General features: G+C 55.3%; 12 protein-coding genes. 3 read left to right on the plus strand and 9 right to left on the minus strand.

The features are described from left to right. Positions 1-254 precede the first annotated feature (254 nt). The 7 genes from tcyN to QMM04_RS16010 all read right to left on the minus strand — a co-directional run bounded on the left by tcyN (position 255) and on the right by QMM04_RS16010 (position 6126). A complete protein-coding gene (gene tcyN / locus QMM04_RS15980; RefSeq protein ID WP_021509905.1) occupies positions 255-1007 on the minus strand; it encodes an L-cystine ABC transporter ATP-binding protein TcyN in 753 nt (250 codons plus the stop codon). After that, the gene (gene tcyL / locus QMM04_RS15985) at positions 1004-1672 is read right to left on the minus strand and encodes a cystine ABC transporter permease (RefSeq protein ID WP_058757420.1); all 669 of its coding nucleotides are present in this window, start codon (positions 1670-1672) and stop codon (positions 1004-1006) included. Before tcyL ends, tcyN begins: the two co-directional genes overlap by 4 nt. Continuing rightward, positions 1672-2472 carry a cystine ABC transporter substrate-binding protein gene (gene tcyJ / locus QMM04_RS15990; protein ID WP_282996522.1) on the minus strand — a complete coding sequence of 267 codons (801 nt, stop codon included), beginning with the start codon at positions 2470-2472 and terminating at the stop codon, positions 1672-1674. Before tcyJ ends, tcyL begins: the two co-directional genes overlap by 1 nt. Before the next feature lie 148 nt (positions 2473-2620). Then, entirely contained in the window at positions 2621-3607 is a 987-nt protein-coding gene (locus QMM04_RS15995; RefSeq protein ID WP_282996523.1) for a D-cysteine desulfhydrase, read from the minus strand. A gap of 131 nt (positions 3608-3738) precedes the next feature. Next, positions 3739-4242 (minus strand): flagella biosynthesis regulatory protein FliZ, encoded by a 504-nt coding sequence (gene fliZ / locus QMM04_RS16000; RefSeq protein WP_282996524.1) that lies wholly within the window; start codon positions 4240-4242, stop codon positions 3739-3741. 49 nt (positions 4243-4291) lie between these two features. Then, positions 4292-5014, minus strand: coding sequence for an RNA polymerase sigma factor FliA (locus tag QMM04_RS16005; protein WP_282996525.1), 723 nt, complete (start codon positions 5012-5014; stop codon positions 4292-4294). Between the two features lie 143 nt (positions 5015-5157). After that, positions 5158-6126, minus strand: coding sequence for an HNH endonuclease signature motif containing protein (locus QMM04_RS16010; protein WP_264239921.1), 969 nt, complete (start codon positions 6124-6126; stop codon positions 5158-5160). A 320-nt stretch (positions 6127-6446) separates the two neighbouring features. Here QMM04_RS16010 and rfbA point away from each other — a divergent pair, with 320 nt between their 5' ends. Genes rfbA through rfbD form a run of 3 tightly spaced genes read left to right on the plus strand, consistent with a single transcriptional unit; the run spans position 6447 to position 8729 of the window. Beyond that, the gene (gene rfbA / locus QMM04_RS16015; RefSeq protein ID WP_282996528.1) at positions 6447-7313 is read left to right on the plus strand and encodes a glucose-1-phosphate thymidylyltransferase RfbA; all 867 of its coding nucleotides are present in this window, start codon (positions 6447-6449) and stop codon (positions 7311-7313) included. Position 7314: 1 nt separating this feature from the next. Beyond that, positions 7315-7863, plus strand: coding sequence for a dTDP-4-dehydrorhamnose 3,5-epimerase (gene rfbC / locus QMM04_RS16020; RefSeq protein ID WP_021509897.1), 549 nt, complete (start codon positions 7315-7317; stop codon positions 7861-7863). Beyond that, a complete protein-coding gene (rfbD, locus tag QMM04_RS16025; protein WP_282996526.1) occupies positions 7848-8729 on the plus strand; it encodes a dTDP-4-dehydrorhamnose reductase in 882 nt (293 codons plus the stop codon). The genes rfbC and rfbD overlap by 16 nt, the downstream gene beginning before the upstream one ends. Positions 8730-8761: 32 nt before the next feature. On the opposite strand, the gene QMM04_RS16030 is transcribed toward rfbD, so the two are convergent. Together QMM04_RS16030 and QMM04_RS16035 are read right to left on the minus strand one after the other, a co-directional pair. Beyond that, on the minus strand, positions 8762-9913 hold the full coding sequence (locus QMM04_RS16030; protein WP_262257737.1) for a DegT/DnrJ/EryC1/StrS family aminotransferase: 1152 nt from the start codon (positions 9911-9913) through the stop codon (positions 8762-8764). 180 nt (positions 9914-10093) lie between these two features. After that, a complete protein-coding gene (locus QMM04_RS16035; protein WP_282996527.1) occupies positions 10094-13606 on the minus strand; it encodes a glycosyltransferase in 3513 nt (1170 codons plus the stop codon). Positions 13607-13829: the final 223 nt, after the last annotated feature.

Raw genomic sequence — 13829 nt, forward strand, 5'->3', positions numbered from 1 at the left:
TACAGTACCAGAGATAAATTGACCGCCCGGATTTTCGCCCGTGAACGACTGTTATTTAAGCATTCATGGCGTAATTTGACGGTGCGCCGCGCACGTATTGCCGCACGGAAATTAAGAACATTCCGCAGCGGAGTAAACCAGCATTAATTATATCGCCGGAAAATAAATTTATTAATGCGTCAAAAAGGTAAGCGCGGTATTTAATATTTTGCTAGATGGAAAATAATTCGGGCCAGCGAACCGGCCCGGAGAGATTATTGATTGAGAAACTTGTCGAGAAATTGCCGGGTGCGTGCCTGCTGCGGATTGCTGAACAGCGCTTTAGCCGGGCCCTGCTCCACGATACGCCCCTGATCCATAAAGATGGCGCGATCGGCGACGTCGCGCGCGAAGCTCATCTCATGCGTGACGATCACCATAGTGCGTTTCTCCTGCGCCAGCGCGCGGATGGTGCTGAGCACCTCGCCCACCAGTTCAGGATCCAGCGCCGAGGTTGGCTCATCGAACAGAATCACCTGCGGACGCATCGCCAGCGCCCGGGCAATTGCGACGCGCTGCTGCTGACCGCCGGAAAGCCGGCGCGGGAAACTCTCTTCCTTACCGTGCAGACCGACCTTCTCCAGCAGCGTGCGTGCGCGCGCAATGGCTTCCGCCTTCGCTTCGCCTTTGACGATCACCGGCCCTTCAATGATGTTCTCCAGCACCGAACGGTGCGGGAACAGATTGAAGTTCTGGAACACAAAGCCGACCTGCTGGCGCAGCTGCCGCACTTTATCCTTCTGCTTGTGCAGGCCGAGGCTGGCGTCGATGCTGATGTCACCGACTTTGACCTGGCCGCTTTCCGGAACTTCCAGCAGATTAATACTGCGCAGCAGCGTGGTTTTGCCTGAGCCGCTCGGACCGATGATCGCCACCACTTCGCCGGGCGCGACATCGAGATCGATACCGTGCAGCACCGTCTGACCGTGAAACTGTTTCACCAGCTGACGGACTTCAATTGCACTCATCTTGCCTCCCGATCCTGACGATTGACGTGCGCTTCCAGCCGGTTTTGCAGCGCCGACAGCACCGTAGCCATCACCCAGTAAATCAGCGAGGCCGCCAGATACATGGTGAACACTTCCAGCGTGCGCGAGGTGATCAGCTGCGCCTGCCGGAACAGCTCCGGCACCTGAATGGTGGCCGCCAGCGAGGTATCTTTCACCAGGCTGATAAAGCTGTTACCGAGCGGTGGCAGTGCGGTGCGCGCCGCCTGCGGCAGAATAACGCGACGCAGCGTCTGCCACGGCGTCATGCCGATACTGGCGGCCGCTTCCCACTGACCGCGCTCAATAGCCGCAATCGCGCCACGCAGCGATTCCGAGGCATAGGCCGCGGTGTTGAGTGACAAACCAATCATGGCTGACGGAATCGGGTCGAGCTCAATGCCAAACTGCGGCAGACCGTAGTAGATCATAAACAGCTGGGCAATCAGCGGCGTGCCGCGAAAGATCGACACATAAAAACGCGCCAGCCAGTTAACCGGCCAGAAGCGTGACAGGCGCATCAGCGCCAGCACGAAGCCGAGTATCAGGCCGAAGAACATTCCGCCGATACTCAGCTGCAGCGTGAACAGCGCGCCTTTCAGCAGAAAAGGTGCTGAATCCAGCACCAGCTGTAAACTTTCCTGCATTATTTCGTGACGTCCGCGCCGAACCACTTCTTAGACAGCTTGCTCAGCGAGCCATCTTTCTGCATGTCGGCAATGGCACCATCAATCGCTTTCAGCAGCGATTCATTGCCTTTGCGCAGCGCCACGCCCGCTTCCAGACGGGAGAACGCCGGGCCAGCCACCGCCATGGTATTGCCGGTTTTCTTCACCAGATCCAGCGCGGCTAAGCGGTCAACCAGAATGGCATCAACGCGGCCTGAACGCAGATCCTGATATTTGGTCGGGTCATCGTCATAGGTACGGATATCGACGCCTTTGACGTTGTCGCGCAGCCACTGCTCATAGTTAGAACCGAGACCCACGCCGACTTTCTTGCCGGACAGATCTTCCGGTTTGGTGATGGAGCCCGCATTTTTCTTCAGCGTCAGCGCCTGCACGCCGGAGATAGTGTACGGCGTGGAGAAGTCATACTTCTTCTTGCGCTCGTCGGAGATGGTCACCTGGTTGATCACCACATCGATACGTTTGGAATCCAGCGAGGCCAGCATACCGTCCCATTTGGTCGGTTTGAGATCCGCTTTCACGCCGAGGTGTTTTGCCAGCTCCTGGGCAAACTCGACTTCAAAACCGGTCAGCTTGCCGTTTTCATCCTGGAAGCTGAACGGCGGATAGGTGCCTTCCAGCCCAACGCGCAGCTCACCTTTGCTCTTGACCTGCGCCAGCAAATCTTCTGCCGCAAAGCTTTTTACGTTCACGCCCGCCACCAGTGCGACCGCCATCATTCCCATCACCAGCTGGCGACGAATCGGAGAGAAAGCCATGTTTACCCCATTATTGTGATGTGTTGTGTGCTTATGGTTAATTAACGCTCATTTTGGGCGCGGCGCTTTATCTCGCAATAAAGGGTGCCGCTCCGGCATGTGCTCTTTGTAATAACCGCTGGATTATAAACCTTTTTTTGCTGCTGTCTCATACCGAAGGATGATAAGCAAATAACGCCGGTGCGCCGCCGGTATGCACAAACAGCAGCGGCCCTTCCCGGCGGAAACGGTTCTGGCTGATGCCATCGATCAGACCCGCCATCGCTTTGCCGGTGTAGACCGGGTCGAGCATAATGCCCTCCAGCCGCGCCAGCAGGCGCACCGCTTCCATGCCTTCGTCATTGGGTTCGCCGTAGCGCGGCGCAAAATAGTCATCCCACAGGGTTAGCGGCGCACGCGCTTCCAGCTCCAGCTGCTGTGCCAGCGCGCTGCGAATGCGCTCCACCACCGGCAGCTGCGCCTCAACCTTGCGCGACACCGTCACGCCCACCAGCTCGCTGTTCGGTAATAGCTGTTCCAGACCGACCGCCAGCCCGGCATGCGTCCCGGCACTGCCCGACGCCACCACCACCGCAGCGAAATCCACCACGCCTTCGCTTTGATGGGCGATCTCCTGCGCGCATTCGACGTAGCCGAGCGCGCCAAGCGCATTCGAGCCGCCCACCGGCACAATGTAAGGCCGGAAGCCCTGCGCTTCCAGCCGTTCCGCCTGCTCTGCCAGCTGCTGCGGTGGATTGTGCAGCGCATCAACCATCACGACCTCGACATCCATCAGGTCCAGCAGCAGGCGGTTGCCGTTGCTCAGGTAGTTGGCGGCGTCGGTGCCAATCGGGTTCTCCAGCAGCGCCACGCATTTCAGGCCCAGACGCGCCGCCACGGCTGCCGTCTGGCGCACGTGGTTGGACTGGATCGCACCGGCGGTCAGCAGCACATCGGCACCTTCCCGCAACGCATCGGCCGCGAGAAACTCCAGTTTACGCAGCTTGTTACCGCCCAGCGCCACCGGCGTGACGTCATCACGTTTAATAAAGATATCGCGTCCGAGGTAATCAGACAGGCGTGGCAAATGCTCTAACGGCGTCGGTGCGCCAAGCAGTTCAAGACGGGGAAACTGGTGCAGAAGATGTAAGGACAATGCAGCCTCCATTCGGGCAATGTGCAGTTATCCCTACAGTGTTGCAGAAGATGAGAAAAGTCGCATCCGGAATTGATCGCGACGCGCCCCGGTTGCTGGCATGCTCACCAGTAACCGGGGCTGAATCACCCTTAGCCGCGCTGCCAGCCTAAGAACTGGTCATATTTGCGCAGTGCAATACGGTAGTTATTGTTGCCCGCATCGGGCAGATCGTTTTGCAGACACTCATGCCAGCTGTTGCCCCGTAACCTTTCTGCCGGGAAATTTTTCGCTTTCAGCATGTCATCAAGACGACGCAGACGCACCACATATTCACGAATGGTACTGTGACTCATCTCGGTCTGCTCAAACAGATATTGTTTGAACGCCATGATATCGAAGTAATTCGGATGGGTATTACAAAAAATATCGCTGCAGAAACGGCACAGCGCCGTCAGTTCCGGCTGGAGTTTCATCCATACCTGATCGTCAATCATCTGGTCCATGCGTGCGATGGCCTCTTTATTGATGATCTGGCCGCGGAATACTAATGCCATGCGGTCTAAAACCTTGCCACAATGTGAACAATTGCTTTGGCTGTGTTTGTAGTCTTTAAGATAACGACTTAAAGGTCTGGCTTTGGCTTTGGCTCCCATTGCTGAGTCCCCGGTATTTTTATTTTTTCGATGCCAGGTACTGAGTCTGTCAGCGCGCCCCCGCTAACCGGGCACGCAGGCGTTTAATCGCCTGACTGTGCAGTTGACTGACGCGGGATTCCCCCACTTCCAGCACTGCGCCAATCTCTTTCAGGTTCAGTTCTTCCTGGTAGTACAGTGTGAGCACTAATTTTTCACGCTCGGGCAATGCCTCGATCGCTTCAATTACGCGGTCACGCAAGTTTCCTTCCATTAACTGATGAAGCGGGTTGGCTTCTTCATGCCCTTCCGTCACCAGCTCCGCACTGTCACCGTGTTCTTCCCGATACTCGTCGTAGGAGAAGAGTTGGCTGTTATTGGTATCGAGCAGAATCTGCCGATACTCTTCCAGCGAAACATTCAACTGTTCAGCCACTTCCTGCTCAGTAGCCGAGCGCCCCAACGCTTGTTCTACCTGATGCATCGCACCGGCCACTTCGCGCGCATTACGACGCACGCTGCGAGGTGCCCAGTCGCGGCTGCGCAGTTCATCCAGCATTGCGCCCCGGATACGCTGCACGGCATAGGTGGTAAAGGCGGTGCCTTGTAGCGCGTCGTAGCGCTCCACGGCATTCAATAAACCAATGCCACCAGCCTGCAGCAGATCGTCAAGCTCAACGCTGGCTGGCAGACGTACCTGCAAGCGCAACGCTTCATGCCGCACCAGAGGAACGTAGCGCTGCCAGAGCGAATGTTTATCCATCACGCCATCGGCGGTATAGAGATCGTTCACGTTGACTACCCTGCGTTAATAAAGTTATCGGCATGATTATCCAATTCTGTAGCGGTTTCGATTGGCAGAATAGGCAGGCAAAAGCGAGGTTATTTCAAATTTGTTATGGATGGCGGTGGATCGCACCGCCATTGTGCGCAGGTTCAGCGCAGATTACGCAGCCGCTGCCTTGTGCCAGGCGGGACGGCGTCCCACAGCGCACAGGTTTTGCCCTCAAGCGCCTGATAAAAAGGGCTAATGGACTCGTCGCATTCCAGCGCGGAATTAAACAGCACCTGACCGGTTTCTGCGTCAATGCTAATCATTTTATTGATAAACAGCCGCTGCAGGTCGCTGCGCAGGAACAGGCCGTTGTCGACGCTGTTATCCGCCAGAAAGCCCTCTTCATTCTCCTGGGTGTCGATATGGCAGGCTTCCACCCACGGCCAGCTGTGGCGCTCGGTTAAGCGCGTGCCGGTAATAATGCAGGCACCATAGCGCGCCTTCACCGCCGCGCTGAACTCCGCCTGGCTGGCGCGCTGGAACACTTTCGCCTTGACGCGCCGCCCCACTTCAGTACCCGGCATTACCGCGCTGGGCATTTTCTGCTGTGGTGTGCTGAGCACCACTAAAAACTGGATCTTGCGCGACAGCGGGAAACACGGGTGCGCCTGCGGATCAAACAGCTGCCAGTACTCTTCCTCTTCGGTCTGGCGCATCAGCACCAGCTTAAAGCCGCGGCTGTTGAGCAGGTTTTGCGCCTCCGCCGAGCGGGGATCGAGCATCGCGTACACCCGGGTTTCGCCGATCACTTTCCAGCGTCCGCTTTTACGCGCTTCGTCGTTGCGGCGAAAATAGAGAAACGCCTGCTGATTTTTAAGGTAATGCTCGAATCGGCGCAGGTAGTTTTTGCGCTCGTTATCGTCGGAAACAAACAGCAGATCCTCCAGCGGACTGTTCAGCTCCTCCTGCGCAAACAGCGCGCGGATCACCAGGTTGCGGTAGCTGGTTGACGGGCTGAGCAACCCGCGGGCGGTGAGCTCCTTCTCATCAGGATGCTGCTGCGCATAGCGCAGCGCGATCTCATCGAAGGTCAGTTGCTCACCCGGTAACAAGTCATAATTGAAGCGCATAGACACCCCAGAAACAGAAAAAATAGAGCGTAAAAATTGGAATGATTCTGAAGAGGGTTATCGGCAGTTCTGACGCAGGCTGTAACAGGATGGTTACTTTTTTGAGGTTATGATGCGCAAGGGGAAATCGTCTGCCGCGTAAGAGCCCAATTTGATTTAGCTCAGCAGGAATGCCCACGCGCTGCTTTTCTCTCCTTCCGCTTATCCCCGGCAATGCCCGCTTTTTTATCGGTTATTCGCGCCATCAATTATTCCTGTGCGCTCGTATGCTCACAGCATGACTCTGTGGAGAGCAGAGACGCGTAATAAGGAAGGCAATGATGAAAGGTATAGTGCTGGCGGGCGGGACAGGTTCCCGCCTGCATCCTGTAACCTGCGGCGTATCGAAGCAGCTGTTACCGGTTTATGACAAACCGATGATTTACTATCCACTTTCGGTGCTGATGCTGGCAGGCATTCGTGACATCCTGGTGATTACTACCGCTGAAGATCTGGCGGGATTCCAGCGTTTGCTGGGCGACGGCAGCCATTTCGGCGTCAATCTGCAGTTTGCGGTGCAGCCATCACCCGATGGCCTGGCCCAGGCGTTTATCATCGGTGAGTCTTTTATTGCCGGTGAGCGCTGCGCATTAGTGCTGGGCGATAACATTTTCTTTGGTCAAAGCTTTGGTAAAAAGCTCGAAGATGTGGTCGCGCGACCGCAGGGTGCTACGGTATTTGGCTACCAGGTGATGGACCCTGAGCGCTTCGGCGTGGTGGAATTTGATAAGCAGTTCCGCGCGCTGTCCATTGAAGAAAAACCGCTACAGCCAAAATCGAACTATGCCGTCACCGGCCTCTATTTTTACGATAAAAACGTCTGCGCCATGGCGCGGGAAGTTCGCCCTTCTCACCGCGGCGAACTGGAAATTACCACCCTCAATCAGATGTATCTCGACGATGGGTTGCTTAACGTCGAAGTGCTGGGACGTGGCTTTGCCTGGCTCGACACCGGTACCCACGAGAGCTTACTCGAAGCGTCACACTTCATTCATACCATTGAAAAGCGCCAGGGCTTCAAAATTGCCTGTCTGGAAGAGATCGCCTGGCGCAAGCGCTGGATCGGCAGCGAATCGCTGCTAAAGCGCGCCGCCTATCTCGGCAAAACGCAGTATGGTCACTATCTGAAGATGCTAGTGGAGGAGTGAGATGGAGGTCATCACCACGAAAATTGCTGATGTAAAAATTATCCAGCCTAAAGTGTTTGGCGATGCCCGCGGCTTCTTCCTCGAAACCTTTGAGAAGCGGCGTTATCAGCAACTGCTGGATATCGACCTGGATTTTGTGCAGGACAACTACTCCCGTTCGGCGCGTAACGTGCTGCGCGGGCTGCATTTTCAGAAAACCCAGCCGCAAGGCAAACTGGTGCGCGTGGTACGCGGCGCGGTGTTTGACGTTGCCGTCGATATCCGTGCGGATTCGCCCACCTTTGGCCAATGGACCGGGCTGGAGCTGTCTGAAGAGAACAAAACCCAGCTGTGGATCCCACCGGGTCTGGCACATGGTTTTGTGGTGCTCTCCGAGGTCGCTGACTTCGAATACAAATGTACTGATTACTACAACCCACAGGATGAAGCCTGCCTGATGTGGAATGACGCTGAAATTGCGGTGCAATGGCCGGTAGCGACGCCTCTGCTATCGGTAAAAGATCAACAAGGACTCTCCCTGCAGGAGTTAGTGCAATGCGCGTTTTGTTAACCGGTGCTTATGGCCAGCTTGGCCGTTGTTTACTGGATCGGGTGCCGGCAGAGTGGGTGCTGCTGGCCTGTGGCTCTGCCGAGTTAGATATTACCGACCACCCGGCGGTGGAACGGGTGGTGAAGAAATTCCGTCCCGATGTGATCATCAATGCCGCCGCGTATACCGCGGTCGATAAGGCAGAAACCGACCGTATCCGCGCCATGAAGGTCAACGCCATCGGCCCGGAAAATCTCGCCATCGCCGCTCACCAGCAGGGCACCCGCTTGATTCATCTCTCCACCGATTATGTGTTTGATGGCAGTAAAAAAACGCCTTATACCGAAAGCGATCTGCCCTGCCCGATTAATTTCTACGGACTGAGCAAATGGGAGGGTGAGAAACGTGTATTCTCCGTGCTGCCGGACGCCGTAGTGATTCGCACCTCATGGGTGTTCAGTGAGTACGGTGCAAACTTTGTCAAAACCATGCTGCGGCTGGCAGAAACCCGCAGCGAAATCAGCGTGGTGAACGATCAGTCCGGCTGCCCGACCTATGCCGGCGATCTGGCACAGGCGATTATCACCCTGGCATCCCGCGCGGAAACCGCCGGCGTTTATCACTACTGTGGCGATGTGGCGGTCAGCTGGTGCGAATTCGCCCAGGCGATTTTTGTGGCCGCGCAGCGGGATGTGCTGGTGAAAGGGATTGGCAGCGCGCAATATCCGATGGCTGCCGCAAGGCCGGTCAACAGCGTAATGAATACCGCGCGGATAGCGGCGCTGGGGGTTGAGGCATCGGACTGGCAAAATCGCGTGCAATCCGCCTGCTTAGCCGGTGATTCAGCCACCGTTCAGCCCGTTCCTGATATCACCGCCCTGCAATAAATATAAAACAAGGCGTCTCAGACGCCTTGTTATTATCCCACCAGAGGTAACGCGCGGCTTGTTAGCTTTTGCTCAGCCAGGCGGTGAATGATTTGCACAATATTGTCAACTTCGGCCAATGCTAAGCCAGGATAGACCGGCAAACATAACACGCGCTGAGACATTTGTTGTGCAATCGGTAAGGCCGCTTCATCAGCGCTAGGTAATCCACGATACATCGGGAAACTGGTGATCAGCGGATAGAAATAACGACGGGCAATAATGTTGTGCTCACGCAGATGAGCATAAAGCTCATCACGACTCAGCGGAAAATCTTCCGTTACCATCACCGGCAGATAAGAGTAGTTCCATTCAACATCAGCCGGAATATGCGGCAGCGTAATGCCATCGATTTCCGCGAGCAAATCATAATAGTGTGCCTGAATACGCGCCCGCTCCGCTAATGCCTGGTCGATGTGCTTTAACTGCAGCAGGCCAAAGGCCGATTGCACCTCGTTCATCTTGCCGTTAATGCCGGTCGCCACAATGGTGGTTTCATCTGCAAAACCAAAATTCTTCAGGTAATCGATGCGCTTTTTGGTTTTAGCATCCGGGCAAATAATTGCGCCACCTTCAATGGTATTGAAAACCTTCGTTGCGTGAAAACTTAAAATCGACAAGTCACCATAATTCAATATGCTGTTGCCGTTTTTACGGACGCCAAAGGCGTGAGCAGCATCGTAAATGACTTTCAGCCCGTACAGGTCAGCGATGCGCTGAATATTCTCCACGTCGCACGGATTGCCGTAGCAGTGGACCGGCATAATGGCTGTGGTTCTCGGTGTAATGGCCTGCTCTATTTTGGAGGCATCGATATTACAGCTTACCGGGTCGATATCGACAAACACCGGGGTTAACCCATTCCACAACAGAGAATGCGAGGTGGCGACAAAAGAATAAGGTGTGGTGATGACTTCACCGGTAATACGCAGCGCCTGCAGCGCCGTCAGCAACGCCAGCGTGCCATTGGTAAATAAGCAGAGATGCTCAACACCTAAATAGCGTGCCAGCTCCTGTTCAAGTTGCTGATGGAAGGGCCCGCCGTTGGTCAGAACTTTATTCTGCCAGATCTGTTCAAGGTAAGGCATGAACTCTTCCAGCGGTGGCATAAGCGGGCTGGTTACATACACAGGTTTATTATTCATAATCTTTCACCTCAGCAGAGTGCCTTTTCACACCAACCCACCCTTGAAAGTTATCAGCCGGGTCATTCCCTGCAGAACAGGTTTCCGCCTCAGCCAGCGATGAGGCGGTGAATGACCGCAGAGTGTGGTGTTATCCAGATTGAAACTGCATTGACCTGCTGCAGTGCAGCAGGTCAAAAATTAACGCTTCAGCGTCCAGGCTTGTGACCAGCTTTGCAGGTTCTCGCCTTCCAGCATCCAGTCCTGGCGAATTTCCTGTTGCAGCCTGGCGCCCATTTGGGCACTCGCCGCGGGGTCCAGCAGATGCATATTGATGGCGTCCACCCAGTCTTTGTGGCGGTTCTTCACGCGCGTAACGGTTAAATCACCGCGATAACACGCCACATCACTGCAAATCACCGGAATGCCGCAGGCACCATATTCCATCAGGCGCAGATTACTTTTACAGGTGTTGAAAAAGTTATCTTCGACAGGCGCTAACGCGAGGTCGAGATTAAGCGAAGCCAGTTTGGCCGGATAACGCTCAATTTCTACGCCGTGGTGATATTCATGAATAAAAGGCCGCAGCTTTGGCGGGCACATGCCAAAAAACACCCATTCCACGTCATTAGCAAAATGGCGCACCACATCGACAATCATTTCCAGATCGCCGGTATGACTGGAGCCCCCGGCCCAGCCAACGCGTGGTTTTTTCCCCTGATTGCGCAGCGACTGCAGCTTGCCCCACCAGTCATGCGAAAGACGGTTTTTACACACCACAATATCGTGGTGCATATCCGCGAACGCTTCGGCTAAGGGTTCGGTGGATACGACAAAGCGATCCATATAACTCAGGCTGCGCCGCATCAGTTTTTTAACATCGTTGCCAAACTGTGAGCGATGATGGTTTTTGAGCGGAATATTCGGCAGGTAGTCGTCGAGCTCGTAAATTTTAAACGCCTGCGTATGCTTACTGACTTTCTCCAGCCATTCATGAAACTCCGCGTCAATCCGGCGCTGGAAAATCAGGCTATCGGGCGCGAAGCGATTGAGCTCGGCAACATTAATCAGCGTGGAGGAGAGTTTGCCATCCACCAGGCCGGCATCACGCATCGCCTCATAGGGCTTGATGATGCGATAGTAACCACAACCGGCAAAATCAGCCATGAAAGGCATAACCACCGGCAATGGCCGCCACGAAAGCGGACGCCATGTCAGTTCGCTGTCGGAGGACACGCTAAAGTTGATGTTATTGAGCGTCAGGTTGGGGTTATACGCCGGATCCTGGGTCACGATGGCCTGCCATTTCTGCAGCTGACGATCTTCCTCCTGGCTTCGACTCTGCGTGTCGACCGTCAGTTCAGGATTAACCTGCCGCAGCATACGCACGTACGGTGTCCAGACCGTCATCAACCCGGCTTCGCGCACGCGCAGACAGAAGTCGACATCGTCGAAATGCTGCAGCGTCTCATCCAGACCCTCAACGGCGCGAAACACCTCGGTACGCACCATCATCAGATCGCCTGACACCGCGCTGTAGTTCTGGTCGGCTTGCAAACGCGCCATGTGTCCCGCGGTTTCATGGCTCTCACCATAGAACGGCTCACCTACCAGGCCGTTAATCCCCAGCACATAACCGGCGTGGCGTACCTGACCATTTGCGTAGATTTGCCGGGCGCCAACAATAGCGACTTCCGGACGTTGTGCATGGTTAAGCAGGTTTTCCAGCCAGCTGTTATCAAGCATGGCCAAATCGCTACTCAGCAGCAGCAGGTAATCGCCTCTGGCCACAGCGGCGGCGGCATTGACCATTCTGGCGCGATGAAAACCGCCCTCAATCTGCAATGTGCGAATGCGTGCCGGGTCGATCTCAGCGATACCGCGCAGCCATTCGTCCTGGGCGGCACTTCCGCCCTGAGCAGAAACCAGGAGCAATTCATAATTCTGTGAGGCGGTTTTTTCCATCAGCGAGGTGACGCAACTCACCAGGTTCGGGAGGTGATTACTCACCAGAACGATGATGGAAACCGGGGCCGACTGCGGGTGACCATAATGCAGCTGATAAACATTATGTGGGCTCAGGCTGACATCGGCCTGTGCGTAGCCGCGGTGCTGCAGGTGGGTGCGGATGAGGGCGCGCTCTTCATCCACCGGCTGTCGTAATGAGACGGTTTGCACTAACGGCTCAGCCAGATGCCCAATCACATTAAAAGGCTGGCTTTCGATGGTGCGCAGAATCACGTCCAGTTCAAAACAGCCCGGCCAGTGCGTGGCAAACCCGCCTGTCTGTTGCAAAAATTCGCGGCGGAACAGCCAGTGGCAGGCCATTCTCGATGGAGTACTGAGTAGCAGGTCAAGGTTAAAGTCAGGGCGGAAGGATGCGCCAACCGGACGGCCATTGACCGGATACACCTCATCGGCATAAATCAACTGGCAATGACCGACCTCCGGCAGCACCGTTCCCAGCGCCTGCAAACCTGAGGTATACAGTTGACTGCCGGCCCGTAATACTATCAGCCAGTCGAAATGTCCCTCTTTGGTCAGCGTGTTGAGCGCAGCGACTACCTGATTGTCGCGCACATCAATACGCTGCACAGAGGCAGGAATAAACGATTGATACGGTGCCGCCAGCACCACCGGTTGCAGGCTCAGACCGGCCACGGCGACATCCAGACTGGCCTGTGTCAGCAGCCACTCGGTCTCAGTCGCATCGCGCACATCAATCACCACGGCAATACGTGCGACCGGCTGACTGGCAAGATGCTGTGCAATCAGCTGTTGTTCGATGGGCCGCAGCGTGCGTTGGCGGAACCACTCGGCAAAATGGCTCTCTACCCGCGCATTCTGCAGCGCCGTTGTCAGGTCAAACGGCTGGAAGTCCTGCTGGCTGCGCAGCGTGGCGTGACGAATCCAGCCCTGCGGCAGTTGCTCATCATACCAGCCCAGTTTTTTGATCTCTTCCGGAAAGCGCTGGTGAGACTGACTGGCTATATTGCCATCGAGGCGCGCTTCCTGACTGGTTTGCTCACGCGAGATACGAATCTGCGCCAGCACCTGCGGTAAATAGACCAGATGACCATGACGTAACAAGCGCAGGTAAATCACCAGATCGGCAATGAACGGCAACCCTTCATCGATCAACGCATGCAGCTCGCGCGGCTCCGCCACCAGCTTGCGCAGCGCCGCGCTGCGCACTAAAACGGCACTGGGTTCACCGATAAAGTTGTTCAGGAAATCAGCCTGCCAGCGGGCCATATCCTGACCATGAAAAATCGTGTCTTCTAATACCGGCGATACGCTGTAAATCTCGTCTGCCATCAGCTTACCGACGGAATCAATGCGATTACGTCTGGCTGTCGCCATCACCGCTTGCGGCACCTGCGACAGCGCCGCGACTAATTGCGAGACGGCCTGCGGCAGAAGCACATCATCATCATAAAGGAATTTTACGTATTCGCCTTTGGCGCGACGTATTGCCTGACTGAGGTTAGCGATTTCGCCTAATGCGGGATGATGATGCTGGTAATAGATGGGAAATTTACTGTTTACCTGATACGCACTGACAATATCCTCGATTTTTGCATCAGGACAATCATCGCCAATGATGATTTCACAATGAGGGTAATCCTGTGCTAATGCACTTTTCAGCGCCAGTTCAAACCAGGTGGCTTTATAAGCAGGGATGATTATGCTTACCAGTGCGTTCGCGTTCATTGTCGGTTGTATCCTCAGCCTCGGCGATAACTCACGTCTGTGTGACGTCTCTTTCAGCTCAGAATACGCGGCGCGCCCGGAAACAATCGCGCCATTATCCAGTAAAAAAGCGGTTAATCCCGCCCATAAAAAAGGCCCCCAGTTGGGGGCCTGATCTGCGTAAGAAAGGATTAACGCAGCAGAGACAGCATGGTCTGTGGCACCTGGTTGGCCTGCGCCAGCA

It is taken from the genome of Pantoea sp. Pa-EAmG (genome assembly GCF_030024295.1).
In the GTDB taxonomy this organism is placed as follows: Bacteria; Pseudomonadota; Gammaproteobacteria; order Enterobacterales; family Enterobacteriaceae; genus Pantoea; species Pantoea dispersa.

Excerpts from the sequence above, each read along its gene's own strand:
- QMM04_RS16035 (WP_282996527.1), bottom strand. The coding sequence starts at position 13,606 with ATGAACGCGAACGCACTGGTAAGCATAATCATCCCTGCTTATAAAGCC.
- tcyL (WP_058757420.1), bottom strand. The coding sequence starts at position 1,672 with ATGCAGGAAAGTTTACAGCTGGTGCTGGATTCAGCACCTTTTCTGCTG.
- tcyN (WP_021509905.1), bottom strand. The coding sequence starts at position 1,007 with ATGAGTGCAATTGAAGTCCGTCAGCTGGTGAAACAGTTTCACGGTCAG.
- QMM04_RS16030 (WP_262257737.1), bottom strand. The coding sequence starts at position 9,913 with ATGAATAATAAACCTGTGTATGTAACCAGCCCGCTTATGCCACCGCTG.
- tcyJ (WP_282996522.1), bottom strand. The coding sequence starts at position 2,472 with ATGGCTTTCTCTCCGATTCGTCGCCAGCTGGTGATGGGAATGATGGCG.
- rfbA (WP_282996528.1), top strand. The coding sequence starts at position 6,447 with ATGAAAGGTATAGTGCTGGCGGGCGGGACAGGTTCCCGCCTGCATCCT.
- rfbC (WP_021509897.1), top strand. The coding sequence starts at position 7,315 with ATGGAGGTCATCACCACGAAAATTGCTGATGTAAAAATTATCCAGCCT.
- rfbD (WP_282996526.1), top strand. The coding sequence starts at position 7,848 with ATGCGCGTTTTGTTAACCGGTGCTTATGGCCAGCTTGGCCGTTGTTTA.
- QMM04_RS16010 (WP_264239921.1), bottom strand. The coding sequence starts at position 6,126 with ATGCGCTTCAATTATGACTTGTTACCGGGTGAGCAACTGACCTTCGAT.
- fliZ (WP_282996524.1), bottom strand. The coding sequence starts at position 4,242 with ATGGGAGCCAAAGCCAAAGCCAGACCTTTAAGTCGTTATCTTAAAGAC.